Source organism: Pseudomonas sp. 5P_5.1_Bac1, from assembly GCF_025466015.1.
Classification (GTDB): Bacteria; Pseudomonadota; Gammaproteobacteria; order Pseudomonadales; family Pseudomonadaceae; genus Aquipseudomonas.
Genome location: NZ_JANLNX010000110.1, coordinates 267,443 through 282,102 on the forward strand (window position 1 = coordinate 267,443; position 14,660 = coordinate 282,102).

A 14,660-nucleotide genomic window follows, 5' to 3' on the forward strand; every position below is an offset into this window, starting at 1 on the left:
GGAGCATCGCGGTCATGAACGAGGGCATCTCGATCAAGCGCCTGGTCACCCGCCTGCTGATGCTGGCGGTGCTGATGTTCGCCTTCGGCTTCGCCCTGGTGCCGATCTACGACGTGATGTGCCGCGCGTTCGGCATCAACGGCAAGACCGGCGGCCAGTACGAAGGCAGCCAGGTGGTGGACCCGGCGCGCTCGGTGAAGGTGCAGTTCCTCTCGACCAACGCCATCGACATGGTCTGGGACTTCTACTCCACCGCCGACCAGATCGACGTCAACCCGGGGGCGGTCAACCAGATGATCTTCGTTGCCCACAACCCGACCGACAAACCCATGACCGCCCAGGCCATCCCGAGCATTTCGCCGGCCGAGGCGGCGGCGTATTTCCACAAGACCGAATGCTTCTGCTTCAGCCAGCAGGTGCTGCAGCCGGGTGAGCGCATCGAAATGCCGGTGCGTTTCATCGTCGACCGCGACCTACCCAAGGATGTGAAACACCTGACGCTCGCCTACACGCTGTTCGACATCACCGCTCGCCAGCCGCCGGTCGCCCATGTGGCCAGCCAGAACCCGCAGAGCGCCCGATAAGGAGAACAATTCATGGCCTCTCACGAGCATTACTACGTACCGGCGCAAAGCAAATGGCCGATCATCGCCACCGTTGGCATGTTCATCACGGTGTTCGGCCTCGGCACCTGGTTCAACGACCTCAAGGCGGGGCGCGACTCTCACGGTCCGCTGATTTTCTTCGTCGGTGCGCTATGTCTGGCCTACATGCTGTTCGGCTGGTTCGGCGCGGTGATCAAGGAAAGTCGCGCCGGGCTCTACAGCCCGCAGATGGACCGTTCGTTCCGCTGGGGCATGTCGTGGTTCATCTTTTCCGAGGTGATGTTCTTCATCGCCTTCTTCGGTGCGCTGTTTTACGTGCGCCACCTGGCCGGGCCGTGGCTCGGCGGTGAAGGCGCCAAGGGCGTGGCGCACATGCTCTGGCCCAACTTCGAGTTCACCTGGCCGCTGCTGCACACGCCGGACCCGAAACTGTTCCCGCCGCCCAAGGAAGTCATCGACCCGTGGCACCTGCCGCTGATCAACACCATCCTGCTGGTCAGCTCCAGCGTGACCATCACCATCGCCCACCACGCCCTGCGCAAGGACCATCGCGGCCCGCTGAAATTCTGGCTGGCGCTGACCGTCGCGCTCGGTATCGCCTTCCTCATCCTGCAGGCCTACGAGTACCACGAGGCCTACACCAAGCTGGGGCTGACCCTCGGTTCGGGCATCTACGGCGCGACCTTCTTCATGCTCACCGGCTTCCACGGCGCCCACGTGACCATGGGCACCCTGATTCTCTTCGTGATGCTGATGCGGGTGTTGAAAGGGCATTTCAACGCCGACAAACACTTCGGTTTCGAAGCGGCCAGTTGGTACTGGCACTTCGTCGATGTGGTCTGGGTCGGGTTGTTTATCTTCGTTTACGTGCTGTGACGGGAGGCCTTACCAAGGGGCGTGGGAAACCAGTTGGCCGCTGTAGAAACCCCAGGTGATCAGGCCGAGGGTGAGGGCGGCCAGACTGACCCGTACGGTCAGGGCCTTGAGCAGACGGGTCGAGTTTCCGTCGTCCTTGACCAGAAACACCAGGCCGCTGAACAGGCTGACGACAGTCGCCAGCAACAACACAACGATCGCGGCTTTGAGCATGGCGAAAACTCCGGGGGGATGTGATGACTTTGAGTATAGCGGGGCCCCGATGAGGCCCTTTCGCCCTGGCGTGGTGCCGACCCTGGTGGTGCTGATGCTGCTGCCGGTGCTGATCGGCCTGGGCGTCTGGCAGCTCGGTCGCGCCGAGGAAAAGCGGGCGCTGCTGGAGGTCTATGCCGAGCGCGAAATTGCCCAGCCGGTGGCCGGCGAACGCCTGCTCGATGAAGTCGATCCCGCCTATCGCCGCGTGCACCTTCGCGGTCAATTCGATGCCCAGCACAGCCTGCTGCTGGACAGCCGCATGCGCGATGGCCACGCCGGCGTCGAACTGCTGCAACCGTTCTTCGATGAGCCGAGCCAGCGCTGGTGGCTGGTCAATCGCGGCTGGCTGCCCTGGCCCGACCGGCGCGTGCCGGTGGCCTTCGACACGCCGCAGCACACCCTGAACCTCACCGCCTGGGTCTATATCGCGCCGGGCGCCAGCTTCCTGCTGCGCGCCGATGCGCCGAACGGCGACTGGCCGCGGCTGCTCAACAGCATCGACGCCAGCCATCTCTGGAGCCAACTGGCCCGCGACGGCTACGCCCATGAACTGCGCCTGGAACCGGGGCCCGGCAGTTTCCGGGTGGACTGGCCGGTGGTCGCCCTCGGGCCGGAAAAACACCTGGGTTACGCCGTGCAGTGGTTCGCCCTGGCGCTGGCCCTGATCGTTCTCTTCCTCTATTTCGGTTGGCATCAAAACAATAAAAAGGAGCAACAGCATGGGAGTCGCCACAGGTCCACTCGACATGTCTGAAGGCAAGGCGCCACGCGGCCGGGCCTGGGGGCGTTTGCAGCTCATCCTGATTTTGCTGGTGGTGGTGGGGCCGATGCTGCTCGCCACCGGCATGTACAAACTGCAGTTCTGGGTGCCGGAAGGCCGCAGCTACCACGGCGAGATGATCGGCAATGGCCAGAGCCTGGCCGACCTTGGCGTGCAGTCCGACGACCAGCGCTGGCAGTTGCTGGTCACCACGCCGAAGGAGTGCGCGGTGGACTGCCAGCAACTGGTCTACCTGGCCCGCCAGATCAACATCGGCCTGGCCCGCGACGCCGGCCGCGCCAGCCACGCCCTGGCCAGCACGGAACCGCTGAGCGGCGAGTACCTGGCGCGGGTCGAGCGCGAATACCCGCAATTGCAGCGCTACGCACTGGACCCGACGCGCTATGGCGCGACCATTCCCAACCGCGGCGAGGCGCAACTGTGGATCGTCGATCCTCACGGCAACCTGGTGCTGCGCTACGACGCACGGGTCAAGGGCAAGGACGTGCTCAACGACCTGCGCCACCTGCTCAAACTGTCCAACATCGGTTAGGAGCACGTCATGACCCGACCTGGATATCGTCTCGCTGTGTTCGCCACCGGGCTGGCGCTGCTGGTGGTGCTGCTCGGCGCCTACACCCGCCTCACCCACGCCGGCCTCGGCTGCCCGGACTGGCCGGGCTGCTACGGCTTCATCAGCGTGCCCAAGACCGAAGCGCAACTGGCCCACGCCGAGCTGAACTTCCCCGACTCGCCGGTGGAAGCGCACAAAGGCCGCAACGAGATGGTCCACCGCTATTTCGCCGGCACCCTGGCCCTGGTGATCGCCATGCTCGCGGTGCAGGCGCTGCGCCGCCATGGGCATGACGGCCAGCCCTATCGCCTGCCACTGATCGTGCTCGGGGTGGTGCTGGTGCAGGCAGCGTTCGGCATGTGGACCGTGACCCTGCAACTCTGGCCGCAGGTGGTGACGGCGCACCTGCTTGGCGGCTTTGCCACCTTGAGCCTGCTGTTCCTGCTTAGCTTGCGCCTGTCCCGCGCCTATATGCCGCTGCCCGGTCTGCCGCGACGACTGCGCCGGTTGGCGGCCGCGGCGTTGTTGCTGGTGATCGGGCAGGTCGCCTTGGGGGGCTGGGTCAGCGCCAACTACGCGGCGGTGGCCTGCATCGACCTGCCAACCTGCCACGGGCAATGGTGGCCGGAGGCGGACTTCGCCAACGGCTTCCACCTCACCCAGCACATCGGCCCCAACTACCTGGGCGGCCAGCTCGACAGCGAGGCCCGCACCGCCATCCACATCACCCACCGCCTCGGCGCGATGCTGGTCACTTGCGTGGCGTTGGCGCTGGCCTGGCAACTGCACCGCGTCGGCTTGCGGCGCCTGGCCAAGCTGGTGCTGGCGGCGCTGTTCATACAAATCGCCCTGGGCATCAGCAACGTGGTGTTCCACTTGCCGCTGGCCGTGGCGGTCGCGCACAACGCCGGCGGCGCCGGGTTGCTGCTGACCATGGTGCTGGTCAATTACCGCACCCGCCTGGCCATGCAGCCACGCGCGCGCCGCGTCAGCCCGGGCTGGCGGCTTACCCCGCTCAGGCTTGCGGGTGACCTTCATTATCTGGGAGACAATCCATGGCAGCGCTTCTGACCGAAAGCCAGAGCCAGGCCGGCTGGCGTGACTATCTGGAACTGACCAAACCCAAGGTGGTGGTGCTGATGCTCATCACCTCGCTGGTGGGCATGTTTCTCGCGACGCGCGCCGGGGTGCCCTGGACCGTGCTGCTGTTCGGCAACCTGGGCATCGGCTGTTGCGCCGGCGCGGCGGCGGCGGTGAACCACGTGGTGGACCGGCGGATCGACGCGCTGATGGCCCGCACCCACAAACGACCGCTGGCCGAAGGCCGGGTGGCGCCGCTGCCGGCGATGCTGTTCGCGCTGCTGCTGGCGCTGATCGGCCTGACGCTGCTGCTGACCTTCACCAACGCCCTCACGGCCTGGCTGACCCTGGCCTCGCTATTGGGCTATGCGGTGATCTACACCGGCTTTCTCAAGCGCGCGACACCGCAGAACATCGTGATCGGTGGACTGGCCGGCGCGGCGCCGCCGCTGTTGGGCTGGGTAGCGGTAAGCGGGCATCTGAGCGCCGAACCGCTGCTGCTGGTGCTGATCATCTTCGCCTGGACCCCGCCGCACTTCTGGGCCCTGGCCATCCACCGCAAGGCCGAATACGCCAAGGCCGACATCCCGATGCTGCCGGTGACCCACGGCGAGCACTACACCAAGGTGCACATCCTGCTTTACACCTGCGTATTGCTGGCGGTGAGCCTGCTGCCGTATGCCATCCATATGAGTGGGCCGCTTTACCTGGCCTGCGCCGTGCTGCTGGGGGCGCGCTTCCTGCAGTGGGCCTGGGTGTTGTACCGTGGCGTTCGGCCGCACGCTGCGATCAAGACCTTCAAGTACTCTGTCTGGTACTTGTTCCTGCTGTTCATCGCGCTGCTCGTAGACCACTACCTACTACTGAATCTATGACTCGAACCCAGAAAACCGTCTTTATCCTCGTCGCCCTGGTCGCATTGATTCTCGGGCTTACCATCAACAAAGTGCTCAGCGGTCGCAGCCAGGGCAACCCGGCCGAGCTGATCGACGCCGGCATCATCCTGCTGCCGCAGAGCCGCGCGGTGCCGGAGCTTGAAATGAGCGACGAAAACGGCCAGCCGGTGCGCGTTGACCAGTTGAAGGGCAAGTGGTCGTTGGTGTTCTTCGGCTACACCTTCTGCCCGGACATCTGCCCGACGACCCTGGCGCAATTGCGGCAGGTGAAGAGTGAACTGCCGAAAGAGGCGGTGGAGCGGATGCAGGTGGTGCTGGTCAGCGTCGACCCGAACCGCGACACGCCGGCGCAGCTCAAGCAATACCTGGGTTATTTCGACAAGGATTTCCGTGGCCTGACCGGCTCGCTGGAAGCGACGCAGAAACTGGCGAATGCCTTGAGCATCCCGTTCATTCCGGCGGATACCAGCAAGGAGGGGTACACCGTGGATCACAGCGGCAACCTCGCGGTGATCGGACCGGATGGCGCGCAGCGGGGCTTTATACGGGCGCCGTTCAACAACCAGAAGCTGGTAGCGCAATTGCCGGGGTTGGTGAAGCGGGATTGAGGCGGGCCATCGCGACGGTTCGGTGCCCTGACAAGCTCGCGCCTACAGAGAACCTGTAGGAGCGAGCTCGCTCGCGATGCAGATAGATCAGAACGCCGGAATAACCGCGCCCTTGTACTTCTCGAGGATGAACTGCTTCACCTCAGGCGAGTGCAGCGCACCGACCAGTTTCTTCAGCGCGTCGGAGTCTTTGTTGTCCGGGCGGGCAACCAGGATGTTCACGTAAGGCGAGTCGCTGCCTTCGATGATCAGCGCGTCTTTCTCCGGGTTCAGCTTGGCTTCCAGCGCGTAGTTGGTGTTGATCAGCGCCAGGTCGACCTGGGTCAGCACGCGCGGCAGGGTGGCGGCTTCCAGTTCGCGGATCTTCAGGTCTTTCGGGTTTTCGGCGATGTCTTTCGGCGTGGACAGGATGTTGGCCGCGTCTTTCAGCTTGATCAGGCCAGCCTTCTGCAGCAGCAGCAGCGCGCGGCCGCCGTTGGTGGCGTCGTTCGGGATGACCACGTTGGCGCCCGACGGGATTTCGTCCAGTTTCTTGAACTTGCTCGAATAGGCACCCAGTGGCTCCAGGTGCACGCCGGCAATGCTCACCAGGTTGGTACCCTTGCCCTTGTTGAACTCATCCAGGTACGGCTGGTGCTGGAAGAAGTTGGCGTCCAGGCGCTTTTCGGCCACCTGCACGTTCGGCTGGATGTAGTCAGTGAACACCTTCACTTTCAGGTCCACGCCTTCTTTGGCCAGGGTCGGCTTCACGAATTCGAGGATCTCGGCGTGCGGCACGGCGGTCGCCGCGACGCTCAGGGTTTCCGCGGCATTGGCGGAGATGGCCGCGAAGGCGGCGACAGCAGCAAGCAGTTTCTTCATTCCATCACTCCTTGAGGGGGCCATCACGACCCCCGGCGTGTCGGCAGCGCCGACCCATTACTTACGGGAAAAATGCACAACCAGTTTGTCGCCGACGCTCTGCAGAACTTGAACCAGGATCAGCAGCAGGACCACGGTGACGATCATCACGTCGGTCTGGAAACGCTGGTAGCCAAAGCGGATGGCCAGGTCACCCAGACCGCCGGCACCGACCACACCCGCCATCGCGGTGTAGGACACCAGGGTGATGGCGGTCACGGTGATGGCGGCGAAGATACCCGGCCGCGCTTCCGGCAGCAGGGCATTGACGATGATCTGGCGGGTGGTGGCGCCCATCGACTGGGTCGCCTCGATGATGCCGCGGTCAACCTCGCGCAGCGCGGTTTCCACCAGGCGCGCGAAGAATGGCGTGGCACCGACCACCAGCGGCGGGATGGCCCCGGCCACGCCCAGCGAGGTGCCGGTGATCAACACCGTCACCGGAATCATCACGATCAGCAGGATGATGAACGGCAGCGAGCGCAGGATGTTGACGATCAGCGACAGCAGCGCATACACGCCCTTCTGTTCGAACATCTGCCGCGGCCCGCAGAGGAACAGCAGCACGCCCAGTGGCAAGCCCAGCAGCACGGTGAACAGCAGCGAGCCGAACAGCATGATCATGGTGTCGCCGGTGGCCAGCCAGATCTCGGACCAGTCGACGTTGGCGAAGAAACTCAGGGCGTCCATCAGCGCAGTACCTCCATGTGAACGTCAGCCGCGGTGAAGCGGGCGAACGCCGCTTCCATGTCGCCGCCGGTGACGGCCAGGGTCAGTTGCCCATACGGAGTGTCCTTGATGCGGTCGATGCGCCCGGCAAGGATGCTGTAGTCCACGCCCGTCTCGCGGGCCACGGTGCCCAGCAGCGGCGCGTAGGTGGCGTCGCCCTGGAAGGTCAGGCGCACGATGCGGCCCGGTACGTGGGCGAAGTCGTCGCGCTGTTCGGCTTCGTCGACCTGCTCGTCTTCCTGGACGAAGCGCTTGGTGGTCGGGTGTTTCGGGTGCAGGAACACCTCGGTCACCGAGCCTTGCTCGACGATCCGGCCGGCGTCCATCACTGCAACCTGGTCGCAGACACGGCGGATCACGTCCATTTCATGGGTGATCAGCACGATGGTCAGTTTCAGCTCGCGGTTGATCTCGGCCAGCAGTTGCAGCACCGAGGCGGTGGTCTGCGGGTCGAGGGCGCTGGTGGCTTCGTCACACAGCAGGATCTTCGGCTGGGTCGACAGGGCGCGGGCAATGCCGACGCGCTGCTTCTGTCCGCCCGACAACTGTGCCGGATATTTCTTCGCATGCTCGGACAACCCGACCCGCGCCAGCAGCTCGCTGACCCGAGCGTCGATGTCCTTGCGCGACAGCTCGCCGGCCAGGGTCAGTGGCAGGGCGACGTTGTCGGCCACGGTCTTGGAGGCGAGCAGGTTGAAGTGCTGGAAGATCATCCCGACCTGCTGGCGGAAACGGCGCAGGGCGTTGGCGTCGAACGCGGTCACGTCCTCGCCATCGACGATGATCTTGCCGCCGCTCGGGGCTTCCAGACGGTTGATCAGGCGCAGCAGCGTACTTTTGCCGGCACCGGAATGGCCGATCAGGCCGAACACCTGGCCGTTGTCGATGCTCAGGCTGGTGGGGTGCAGCGCGGGAATGTCCCTACCGGCGACGCGGTAGGTCTTGTGGACTTGTTGAAACTCGATCACGTAGCGAACCTTGTGGGGCGCATGGAAAGGGGGTCAGCGGTTAGCCGGCCGCGCATTTTAGCCTGTTCGTATAGAGGTTCTTAGCATTTATTTCGTATTGGACCAACGTCGCGGGAATAACGCGATCAGTGGTCGCCACATCCGATGGAACGCCTGGCTTGCCGCCCCAGTCACTAACAGAACAAGCCCGCGAAGGGCGCCTGACGACTGATGAGGAAAGCAGATCATGCCCAGCAAGAAGAACCCGCCGCGGGAAAGCCAGCTCGCCGGTGTCGACACCCCCGACCGGGCCAACACCAACGCCAAGCTGCAGAGCCTCGAGACGGTGCGTAGCGACGCCACGGGCCAGGCCTTGCGCACCAACCAGGGCGTGAAAGTCGCCGACAACCAGAACAGCCTCAAGGCAGGCGACCGCGGGCCGTCGCTGCTGGAAGACTTCATCATGCGCGAGAAAATCACGCATTTTGACCACGAACGCATCCCGGAACGCATCGTCCATGCCCGCGGTGTCGGCGCCCATGGCTTTTTCCAGTCCTACGAGAACCATGCCGCGCTGACCAAGGCCGGTTTTCTTCAAGACCCTGAAAAGATCACCCCGGTGTTCGTCCGCTTCTCGACCGTCCAGGGCCCTCGCGGCTCGGGCGACACCGTGCGCGATGTGCGCGGTTTTGCCGTGAAGTTCTACACCGATGAGGGCAATTTCGACCTGGTTGGCAACAACATGCCGGTGTTCTTCATCCAGGACGCGATCAAGTTTCCCGACTTCGTCCACGCCGTGAAGCCCGAACCGCACAACGAGATCCCCACGGGCGGCTCGGCCCACGACACCTTCTGGGACTTCGTCTCGCTGGTGCCGGAGTCGGCGCACATGGTGATTTGGGCCATGTCTGACCGGGCCATTCCGAAAAGCTTGCGAACCATGGAAGGCTTCGGCGTGCACACCTTCCGCCTGGTCAACGCCGAGGGCGTGGCCAGTTTCGTCAAATTCCACTGGAAGCCGAAACAGGGCGTGCTGTCGCTGCTTTGGGACGAAGCGCAGAAACTCGCCGGCAAAGACACCGATTACCATCGCCGCGACCTCTGGGAAGCGATCGAAACCGGCAATTACCCGGAATGGGAGTTTGGCGTGCAGATCGTGCCGGAGGCCGACGAACACAAGTTCGAATTCGACCTGCTCGACCCGACCAAGATCATCCCCGAGGAGCTGGTGCCGGTAACCCCGCTGGGCCGGCTGGTGCTCAACCGCAACCCGGACAACTTCTTCGCCGAGACCGAACAGGTGGCGTTCTGTCCTGGGCATATCGTGCCGGGCATCGATTTCAGTAACGACCCGCTGCTGCAGGGCCGGCTGTTCTCCTACACCGACACCCAGATCAGCCGTCTGGGCGGGCCGAACTTCCACGAAATCCCGATCAACCGCCCGCTGGCGCCGAACCACAATGGCCAGCGCGACGCCCTGCACCGCGTCACCATCGACAAGGGGCGTACGTCCTACGAGCCCAACTCCATCGACGGCGGCTGGCCGAAGGAAACCCCGCCAGGCCCGCGTGACGGCGGCTTCGAGTCGTACCCGGAGCGCATCGAGGCGCACAAGATCCGTCAGCGCAGCGAGTCGTTCGGCGATCACTTCTCCCAGGCCCGGCTGTTTTTCCACAGCATGAGCCCGAACGAGCAGGCGCATATCGTCGCGGCCTACAGCTTTGAGTTGGGCAAGGTCGAGCGCGAGCACATCCGCGTGCGCGAGGTGAATGAAATCCTCGCCAATATCGACCTGGACCTGGCGGCGAAGGTCGCCGCTAACCTCGGCCTGCCGGCCCCGACCGCCGGAACCGTGGATACGCCTGACTCATCGCTCAAGGCCTCGCCGGCGCTGAGCCAGATGAATCATCCGGGCGAAGGCATCAAAGGCCGCAAGGTGGCGCTGCTGGTGGCCGACGGTGTCGACGCCGCCGAGACCGACAAACTGGTCAAGGCGCTGGAAGCGGAAAGCCTGCAAATCAAGGTGCTGGGCCCGACCTCGGCGCCGGTCAAGACCTCCGCGGGCAAACCGCTGGCGGTGGACGCGTCGATGGAGGGCATGCCGTCCGTGATTTTCGACGCGGTATGGATCGCCAGTGGCAAGTCGGTGTTGGATGCGCTGAAAGGCGACGGCGTGGCGGTGCACTTCATTCTCGAAGCCTACAAGCACCTCAAGCCCGTCGCGGGCGATGCGGCCGCGAAAGGCTGGTTCGACAGCCTCAACCTCAAGGCCGACAGCGGTTTGCTGGCGGGCAGCGATGGCAAGACGGTCAAGGCGTTCATTGCCGCGATCGGCAAGCATCGGGTGTGGGAGCGGGAGGCGGCGGCCAAGGCAATTCCGGCCTAAGCCCTTCGCGACGGTTCGGCGCCCGGCAAGCTCGCTTCTACAGATCCAACTGTAGGAGCGAGCTTGCTCGCGAAAGGGCCCCAGATTCGAAGAGGGATCTTTAAATCACTCGCTGCGACGAGGAGTCAGAACCACCTGCGCCGGCTGATTGCGGTGGATTTCATTGCGCACCTGCAACTCGAAATCCGGATCGCGCTTGTTCACCCGCTTGGCCAGTAAACCCGAAAGCCACGGGTAATCGGCCGTACGCGGCACCTGGAAAAGCACGTCGCACTGGTAATTGACCACGTCGGTGGCAATGTCATCGAGCTGGCGACGCAGTTTGCCGATCTCGCGGATATCCAGGGCGATCACCGTGCTCAACGCGGTGGGATCAATCAGTTTGGCCTTGGGCTTGGCCTCGGCGGCCTTGAGCGCAGCTTCGGCCTTGTCCAGCTCGGCCTTGCGCGCCTGGGCGATGGCGCCGTTGACGCCGCCAGTCAGCGCCGGGGCCTTGGGCATCAGTGCGCGAGCGCGCGCCAAAGCGGTTGCGGCGGCATTCACATCACCTTTCTGCAGGACGATCTGGCTGCGTTGCAGGTAGGCCTCGGCCAGTTGCCGCTGGTATTGCTCGACGCGGCTGTCGTTGGGCGATTCGGTTTGCAGGGTTGCCAACTGGTCCTCGGCGGTGGCCAGTTCGTTGCTGGCGATGCTTTGTTGCAGTTGTTGCCAGGCATCCGGCGCGGCCGGCACGACGGTGCTTTCGACCGGCTTGCTGGCGCAAGCGGTCAGGATCAGGGAAAACGCGGCAAGGAGCAGATAACGGGACGCGAACGGCTTCATTCCTACGACTCTCTATTTGCGCAAAAAACGAGCAAGTCTACACCCAGTCCATGGCGTCGAACATCATTCCTTCGAAGGCTGGCGGGTAAATCGTGCTGCCGGACGCCCGTCGCGCAGGTGGCGTCCGGACGCCGGTCAACGCTTGGGAATGGCCAGGCTCAGCAAGAATAGCACCGCGGCACAGACCACGATCGACGGGCCGGCCGGGGTGTCTTTGAACCACGACATGGCCAGTCCGCCGCACACCGCGAGCACGCCCAGCAGGCTGGCGCCCAGGGCCATCTGCTCGGGCGAGCGGGCGTGGCGCTGGGCCGCGGCGGCGGGAATGATCAGCAGCGACGTGATCAGCAACACGCCAACGATCTTCATCGCCACGGCGATCACCACGGCGATCAGCAGCATCAGCGCCAGGCGCAGGCCGGTGACCGGCAGGCCTTCGACCCGGGCCAGTTCCTCGTGCACGGTGACCGCCAGCAGCGGCCGCCACAACACGACCATCAACAGCAGCACTGCGGCGCTGCCGCCGAGGATCCAGGCCAGGTCGCTGGGGCTGATCGCCAGCAGGTCGCCGAACAGGTAGGCCATCAGGTCGATGCGCACGTCGTGCATGAAACTCAGCACCACCAGGCCCAGCGACAGCGTGCTGGGCGCGAGGATCCCCAGCAGCGTGTCCGAGGCCAGCGGCTGGCGTTGTTGCAGCGTCACCAGCAGCAGCGCCAGCAGCAGGCAGCCGACGGTGACGGCCAGGGCCGGGCTGATGTCGAGCATGAAACCGAGGGCGACGCCGAGCAGCGCGGCGTGGGATAGGGTGTCGCCGAAATAGGCCATGCGCCGCCAGACCACGAACGATCCCAGGGGGCCGGCGACCAGCGCCAGGGCCAGGCCCGCGAGCAGGGCGTAAAGCAGGAAATCAGCCATGCTTGCAGTTGTCTCCGTGAACATGTCCGCCCTTGGCGGGTGCGACGACCGAGCCATGCAGGTCGTGGCTGTGATCGTGATGGTGGTGATAGATCGCGAGGCTGGGCGCGTTCTTGCCGAACAGCTCGACGAAGGCCGGATCGCCGCTGACCTGTTCCGGATGCCCGGAACAGCAGACGTGGCGGTTGAGGCAGACCACCTGGTCGGTGGTGCTCATCACCAGGTGCAGGTCGTGGGACACCATCAGCACGCCGCAGCCGTGGCGGTCGCGCAGGCGGGTGATCAGGCTGTACAGCTCGGCCTGGCCGGCGACATCGACGCCTTGCACTGGTTCGTCGAGTACCAGCAGCTCGGGTTCGCGCAGCAACGCCCGGGCCAGCAGCACGCGCTGCATTTCACCGCCGGAGATGGTCTGGATCGGGCTGTCGATGACCTGTTCGGCGCCCACTTCTTCCAGCGCGCTCATCGCGGCGGCGCGGTCCACACCCGGCACCAGGCGCAGGAAGCGCAGCACCGAGAGCGGTAGCGTGGCGTCCACCTGGAGTTTCTGCGGCATATAGCCGATACGCAGCTTCGGCTTGCGCCAGACGCTGCCGGTCCCAGGCTTGAGCAGGCCGAGCACGGCGCGCACGAGGGTGGTCTTGCCGGCGCCGTTGGGGCCGATCAGGGTGACGATCTGGCCGGGCTCGACGGTCAGGTCGATGCTGTCGAGGATGGTCTGCCCGGCAAACGAGACGCCCACCTGCTGCAGGCGGATCAAGGCGTTGCTCATCAGGCGCTCCGGCAGTTGCCGCAGAGGCCGACCACTTCGACGGTCTGCGCTTCCACGCTGAAGCCGACATCCTTGGCGCTGTCGATGATCGCATCGCTGATCACGGCCTGTTCCAGCTCGATCGCCACGTGGCATTCGCGGCAGATCAGGAACTGACCCTGGTGGGCGTGCTCGGGGTGGTTGCAGCCGATGAAGGCGTTGAGCGAGGCGATGCGGTGGACCAGGCTGTTTTCCAGCAGGAAATCCAGCGCCCGATAGACGGTCGGTGGCGCGGCGCGGCGGCCGTCCTGCTCGCTGAGCACGCCGAGGATGTCGTAGGCGCCCAGCGGCTTGTGGCTTTGCCAGACCAGCTCCAGCACGCGACGGCGCAGGGCGGTCAGGCGCACCCCTTGGCGCGCGCACAGCGCATCGGCTTCGGCCAGGGCGGTGTGGACGCAATGGGAATGGTCGTGTGGGCGGTTGGCCAGCGGAGTATTGGGCATGGGCGGCGACGGTTTTGAGGAGAGACGTTATTATGTTACCTGTCTTTGCCTCATTGAGTGGTCATCGTGTCCCGATTTTTTGCCCTTTTTGTCGCTTTTGTCTCAACCCTGGTCGTCCTCCCGGTGCACGCCGAGGTCCGTGTATTGACCAGCATCCAGCCCCTGCAACTGATCGCCGCGGCGGTCCAGGACGGTGTCGGCAAGCCTGAAGTGCTGTTGCCGCCGGGGGCGTCGCCGCATCACTACGCGCTGCGTCCGTCGGATGTGCGGCGGGTGGCCGAGGTCGACCTGCTGTACTGGATCGGCCCGGACATGGAAGGTTTCCTGCCGCGGGTGCTGAATGGCCGCAGCAAGCCGACCGTCGCGGTGCAGAGCCTGCCGCGCATGCACCTGCGCCATTTTGGCGAGGACAGCCAGTCACATGACGAGCACGAAGAACACGGCGACGATGCCGATGAGCACGATCACGACCACCGCCCCGGTAGCCTCGATGCGCACTTGTGGCTTTCGACGGTCAATGCGCGGGTGATCGCCGGGCGCATGAGTGCCGACCTGAGTGCTGCGGATCCGGCCAACGCCGCGCGTTACCAGAGCAACCTGAATGCCTTCGAACAGCGCCTCGACGCGCTGGACCAGCGCTTGAAAGACCGTGTTGCGGGCGTGGCGGGCAAGCCGTTCTTCGTCTTCCATGAGGCGTTCGATTACTTCGAGTCGGCGTATGGCCTGAAGCACGCGGGCGTGTTCAGCGTGGCGGCGGAAGTCCAGCCGGGCGCCCAGCATGTCGCGGCGATGCGCAAGCGCCTTCAGGAAGCAGGCAAGACCTGCGTGTTCAGCGAACCGCCGCTGCGGCCGCGTCTGGCCGAGACCCTGACGGCGGGGTTGCCGGTGAAACTGGCGGAACTGGATGCACTGGGCGGCACGCTGCCGGTGACTGCTCAGGGGTATGAGCAGTTGCTGGATAACCTGGGGAATGGGTTGGCGGGGTGTCTGGAAAGTCTGTAGCGGCTGCAATCGCTGCGGTTCGGCGCCCCGAACCGCAGCGATGCTTTT

At 64.6% G+C, this 14,660-nt stretch carries 17 protein-coding genes; 9 read left to right on the plus strand and 8 right to left on the minus strand.

The window, feature by feature from the left end; all coding sequences use genetic code 11:
* The first annotated feature begins 14 nt into the window (after positions 1–14).
* Both NTD82_RS25725 and NTD82_RS25730 read left to right on the plus strand, forming a co-directional pair.
* On the plus strand, positions 15–584 hold the full coding sequence (locus NTD82_RS25725; protein ID WP_110969899.1) for a cytochrome c oxidase assembly protein: 570 nt from the start codon (positions 15–17) through the stop codon (positions 582–584).
* Between the two features lie 12 nt (positions 585–596).
* Positions 597–1,481 (plus strand): cytochrome c oxidase subunit 3, encoded by an 885-nt coding sequence (locus NTD82_RS25730; RefSeq protein ID WP_110969900.1) that lies wholly within the window; start codon positions 597–599, stop codon positions 1,479–1,481.
* Between the two features lie 9 nt (positions 1,482–1,490).
* On the opposite strand, the gene NTD82_RS25735 is transcribed toward NTD82_RS25730, so the two are convergent.
* Positions 1,491–1,694: a twin transmembrane helix small protein gene (locus tag NTD82_RS25735; RefSeq protein WP_095159063.1), complete on the minus strand. Its 204-nt coding sequence runs from the start codon at positions 1,692–1,694 to the stop codon at positions 1,491–1,493.
* Between the two features lie 49 nt (positions 1,695–1,743).
* Between NTD82_RS25735 and NTD82_RS25740 the strand changes: the two genes are divergently transcribed.
* Genes NTD82_RS25740 through NTD82_RS25760 form a run of 5 tightly spaced genes read left to right on the plus strand, consistent with a single transcriptional unit; the run spans position 1,744 to position 5,654 of the window.
* On the plus strand, positions 1,744–2,490 hold the full coding sequence (locus NTD82_RS25740) for an SURF1 family protein (protein ID WP_262130769.1): 747 nt from the start codon (positions 1,744–1,746) through the stop codon (positions 2,488–2,490).
* The gene (locus NTD82_RS25745; RefSeq protein WP_410017090.1) at positions 2,456–3,049 is read left to right on the plus strand and encodes a hypothetical protein; all 594 of its coding nucleotides are present in this window, start codon (positions 2,456–2,458) and stop codon (positions 3,047–3,049) included. The genes NTD82_RS25740 and NTD82_RS25745 overlap by 35 nt, the downstream gene beginning before the upstream one ends.
* A 9-nt stretch (positions 3,050–3,058) precedes the next feature.
* Complete coding sequence (locus NTD82_RS25750) at positions 3,059–4,141, plus strand: COX15/CtaA family protein (RefSeq protein WP_262130771.1); 1,083 nt, start codon at positions 3,059–3,061, stop codon at positions 4,139–4,141.
* Positions 4,126–5,025 (plus strand): heme o synthase, encoded by a 900-nt coding sequence (gene cyoE / locus NTD82_RS25755; RefSeq protein WP_262130772.1) that lies wholly within the window; start codon positions 4,126–4,128, stop codon positions 5,023–5,025. The genes NTD82_RS25750 and cyoE overlap by 16 nt, the downstream gene beginning before the upstream one ends.
* A complete protein-coding gene (locus tag NTD82_RS25760; RefSeq protein WP_262130773.1) occupies positions 5,022–5,654 on the plus strand; it encodes an SCO family protein in 633 nt (210 codons plus the stop codon). The genes cyoE and NTD82_RS25760 overlap by 4 nt, the downstream gene beginning before the upstream one ends.
* 87 nt (positions 5,655–5,741) lie before the next feature.
* Here the strand turns inward: NTD82_RS25760 and NTD82_RS25765 are convergent, their stop codons facing one another.
* From NTD82_RS25765 to NTD82_RS25775, 3 genes are read right to left on the minus strand one after another with little or no spacing between them, the layout of a single operon-like run.
* Complete coding sequence (locus NTD82_RS25765; RefSeq protein ID WP_095159057.1) at positions 5,742–6,515, minus strand: MetQ/NlpA family ABC transporter substrate-binding protein; 774 nt, start codon at positions 6,513–6,515, stop codon at positions 5,742–5,744.
* A gap of 57 nt (positions 6,516–6,572) precedes the next feature.
* Positions 6,573–7,244, minus strand: coding sequence for a methionine ABC transporter permease (locus NTD82_RS25770; RefSeq protein WP_262130774.1), 672 nt, complete (start codon positions 7,242–7,244; stop codon positions 6,573–6,575).
* A complete protein-coding gene (locus NTD82_RS25775; RefSeq protein ID WP_262130775.1) occupies positions 7,244–8,251 on the minus strand; it encodes a methionine ABC transporter ATP-binding protein in 1,008 nt (335 codons plus the stop codon). Before NTD82_RS25775 ends, NTD82_RS25770 begins: the two co-directional genes overlap by 1 nt.
* Before the next feature lie 226 nt (positions 8,252–8,477).
* Between NTD82_RS25775 and katE the strand changes: the two genes are divergently transcribed.
* The gene (katE, locus tag NTD82_RS25780) at positions 8,478–10,616 is read left to right on the plus strand and encodes a catalase HPII (protein WP_095159054.1); all 2,139 of its coding nucleotides are present in this window, start codon (positions 8,478–8,480) and stop codon (positions 10,614–10,616) included.
* Between the two features lie 105 nt (positions 10,617–10,721).
* Here katE and NTD82_RS25785 read toward each other — a convergent pair whose 3' ends face one another.
* From NTD82_RS25785 to zur, 4 genes are all read right to left on the minus strand, one after another.
* Positions 10,722–11,438 carry a PA5502 family lipoprotein gene (locus tag NTD82_RS25785; RefSeq protein ID WP_262130776.1) on the minus strand — a complete coding sequence of 239 codons (717 nt, stop codon included), beginning with the start codon at positions 11,436–11,438 and terminating at the stop codon, positions 10,722–10,724.
* 135 nt (positions 11,439–11,573) lie between these two features.
* Complete coding sequence (znuB, locus tag NTD82_RS25790) at positions 11,574–12,356, minus strand: zinc ABC transporter permease subunit ZnuB (RefSeq protein WP_262130777.1); 783 nt, start codon at positions 12,354–12,356, stop codon at positions 11,574–11,576.
* Positions 12,349–13,128, minus strand: coding sequence for a zinc ABC transporter ATP-binding protein ZnuC (znuC, locus tag NTD82_RS25795; protein ID WP_175652522.1), 780 nt, complete (start codon positions 13,126–13,128; stop codon positions 12,349–12,351). The genes znuB and znuC overlap by 8 nt, the downstream gene beginning before the upstream one ends.
* Positions 13,128–13,610: a zinc uptake transcriptional repressor Zur gene (gene zur, locus NTD82_RS25800; RefSeq protein ID WP_262130778.1), complete on the minus strand. Its 483-nt coding sequence runs from the start codon at positions 13,608–13,610 to the stop codon at positions 13,128–13,130. Before zur ends, znuC begins: the two co-directional genes overlap by 1 nt.
* 57 nt (positions 13,611–13,667) lie before the next feature.
* Between zur and NTD82_RS25805 the strand changes: the two genes are divergently transcribed.
* A complete protein-coding gene (locus NTD82_RS25805) occupies positions 13,668–14,612 on the plus strand; it encodes a zinc ABC transporter substrate-binding protein (protein WP_262130779.1) in 945 nt (314 codons plus the stop codon).
* Positions 14,613–14,660: the final 48 nt, after the last annotated feature.

Coding starts and splice junctions, on each gene's coding strand:
- NTD82_RS25725 (WP_110969899.1), top strand. CDS start 15: ATGAACGAGGGCATCTCGATCAAGCGCCTGGTCACCCGCCTGCTGATG.
- NTD82_RS25730 (WP_110969900.1), top strand. CDS start 597: ATGGCCTCTCACGAGCATTACTACGTACCGGCGCAAAGCAAATGGCCG.
- NTD82_RS25735 (WP_095159063.1), bottom strand. CDS start 1,694: ATGCTCAAAGCCGCGATCGTTGTGTTGTTGCTGGCGACTGTCGTCAGC.
- NTD82_RS25740 (WP_262130769.1), top strand. CDS start 1,744: ATGAGGCCCTTTCGCCCTGGCGTGGTGCCGACCCTGGTGGTGCTGATG.
- NTD82_RS25745 (WP_410017090.1), top strand. CDS start 2,456: ATGGGAGTCGCCACAGGTCCACTCGACATGTCTGAAGGCAAGGCGCCA.
- NTD82_RS25750 (WP_262130771.1), top strand. CDS start 3,059: ATGACCCGACCTGGATATCGTCTCGCTGTGTTCGCCACCGGGCTGGCG.
- cyoE (WP_262130772.1), top strand. CDS start 4,126: ATGGCAGCGCTTCTGACCGAAAGCCAGAGCCAGGCCGGCTGGCGTGAC.
- NTD82_RS25760 (WP_262130773.1), top strand. CDS start 5,022: ATGACTCGAACCCAGAAAACCGTCTTTATCCTCGTCGCCCTGGTCGCA.
- NTD82_RS25765 (WP_095159057.1), bottom strand. CDS start 6,515: ATGAAGAAACTGCTTGCTGCTGTCGCCGCCTTCGCGGCCATCTCCGCC.
- NTD82_RS25770 (WP_262130774.1), bottom strand. CDS start 7,244: ATGGACGCCCTGAGTTTCTTCGCCAACGTCGACTGGTCCGAGATCTGG.
- katE (WP_095159054.1), top strand. CDS start 8,478: ATGCCCAGCAAGAAGAACCCGCCGCGGGAAAGCCAGCTCGCCGGTGTC.
- NTD82_RS25785 (WP_262130776.1), bottom strand. CDS start 11,438: ATGAAGCCGTTCGCGTCCCGTTATCTGCTCCTTGCCGCGTTTTCCCTG.
- znuB (WP_262130777.1), bottom strand. CDS start 12,356: ATGGCTGATTTCCTGCTTTACGCCCTGCTCGCGGGCCTGGCCCTGGCG.
- znuC (WP_175652522.1), bottom strand. CDS start 13,128: ATGAGCAACGCCTTGATCCGCCTGCAGCAGGTGGGCGTCTCGTTTGCC.
- zur (WP_262130778.1), bottom strand. CDS start 13,610: ATGCCCAATACTCCGCTGGCCAACCGCCCACACGACCATTCCCATTGC.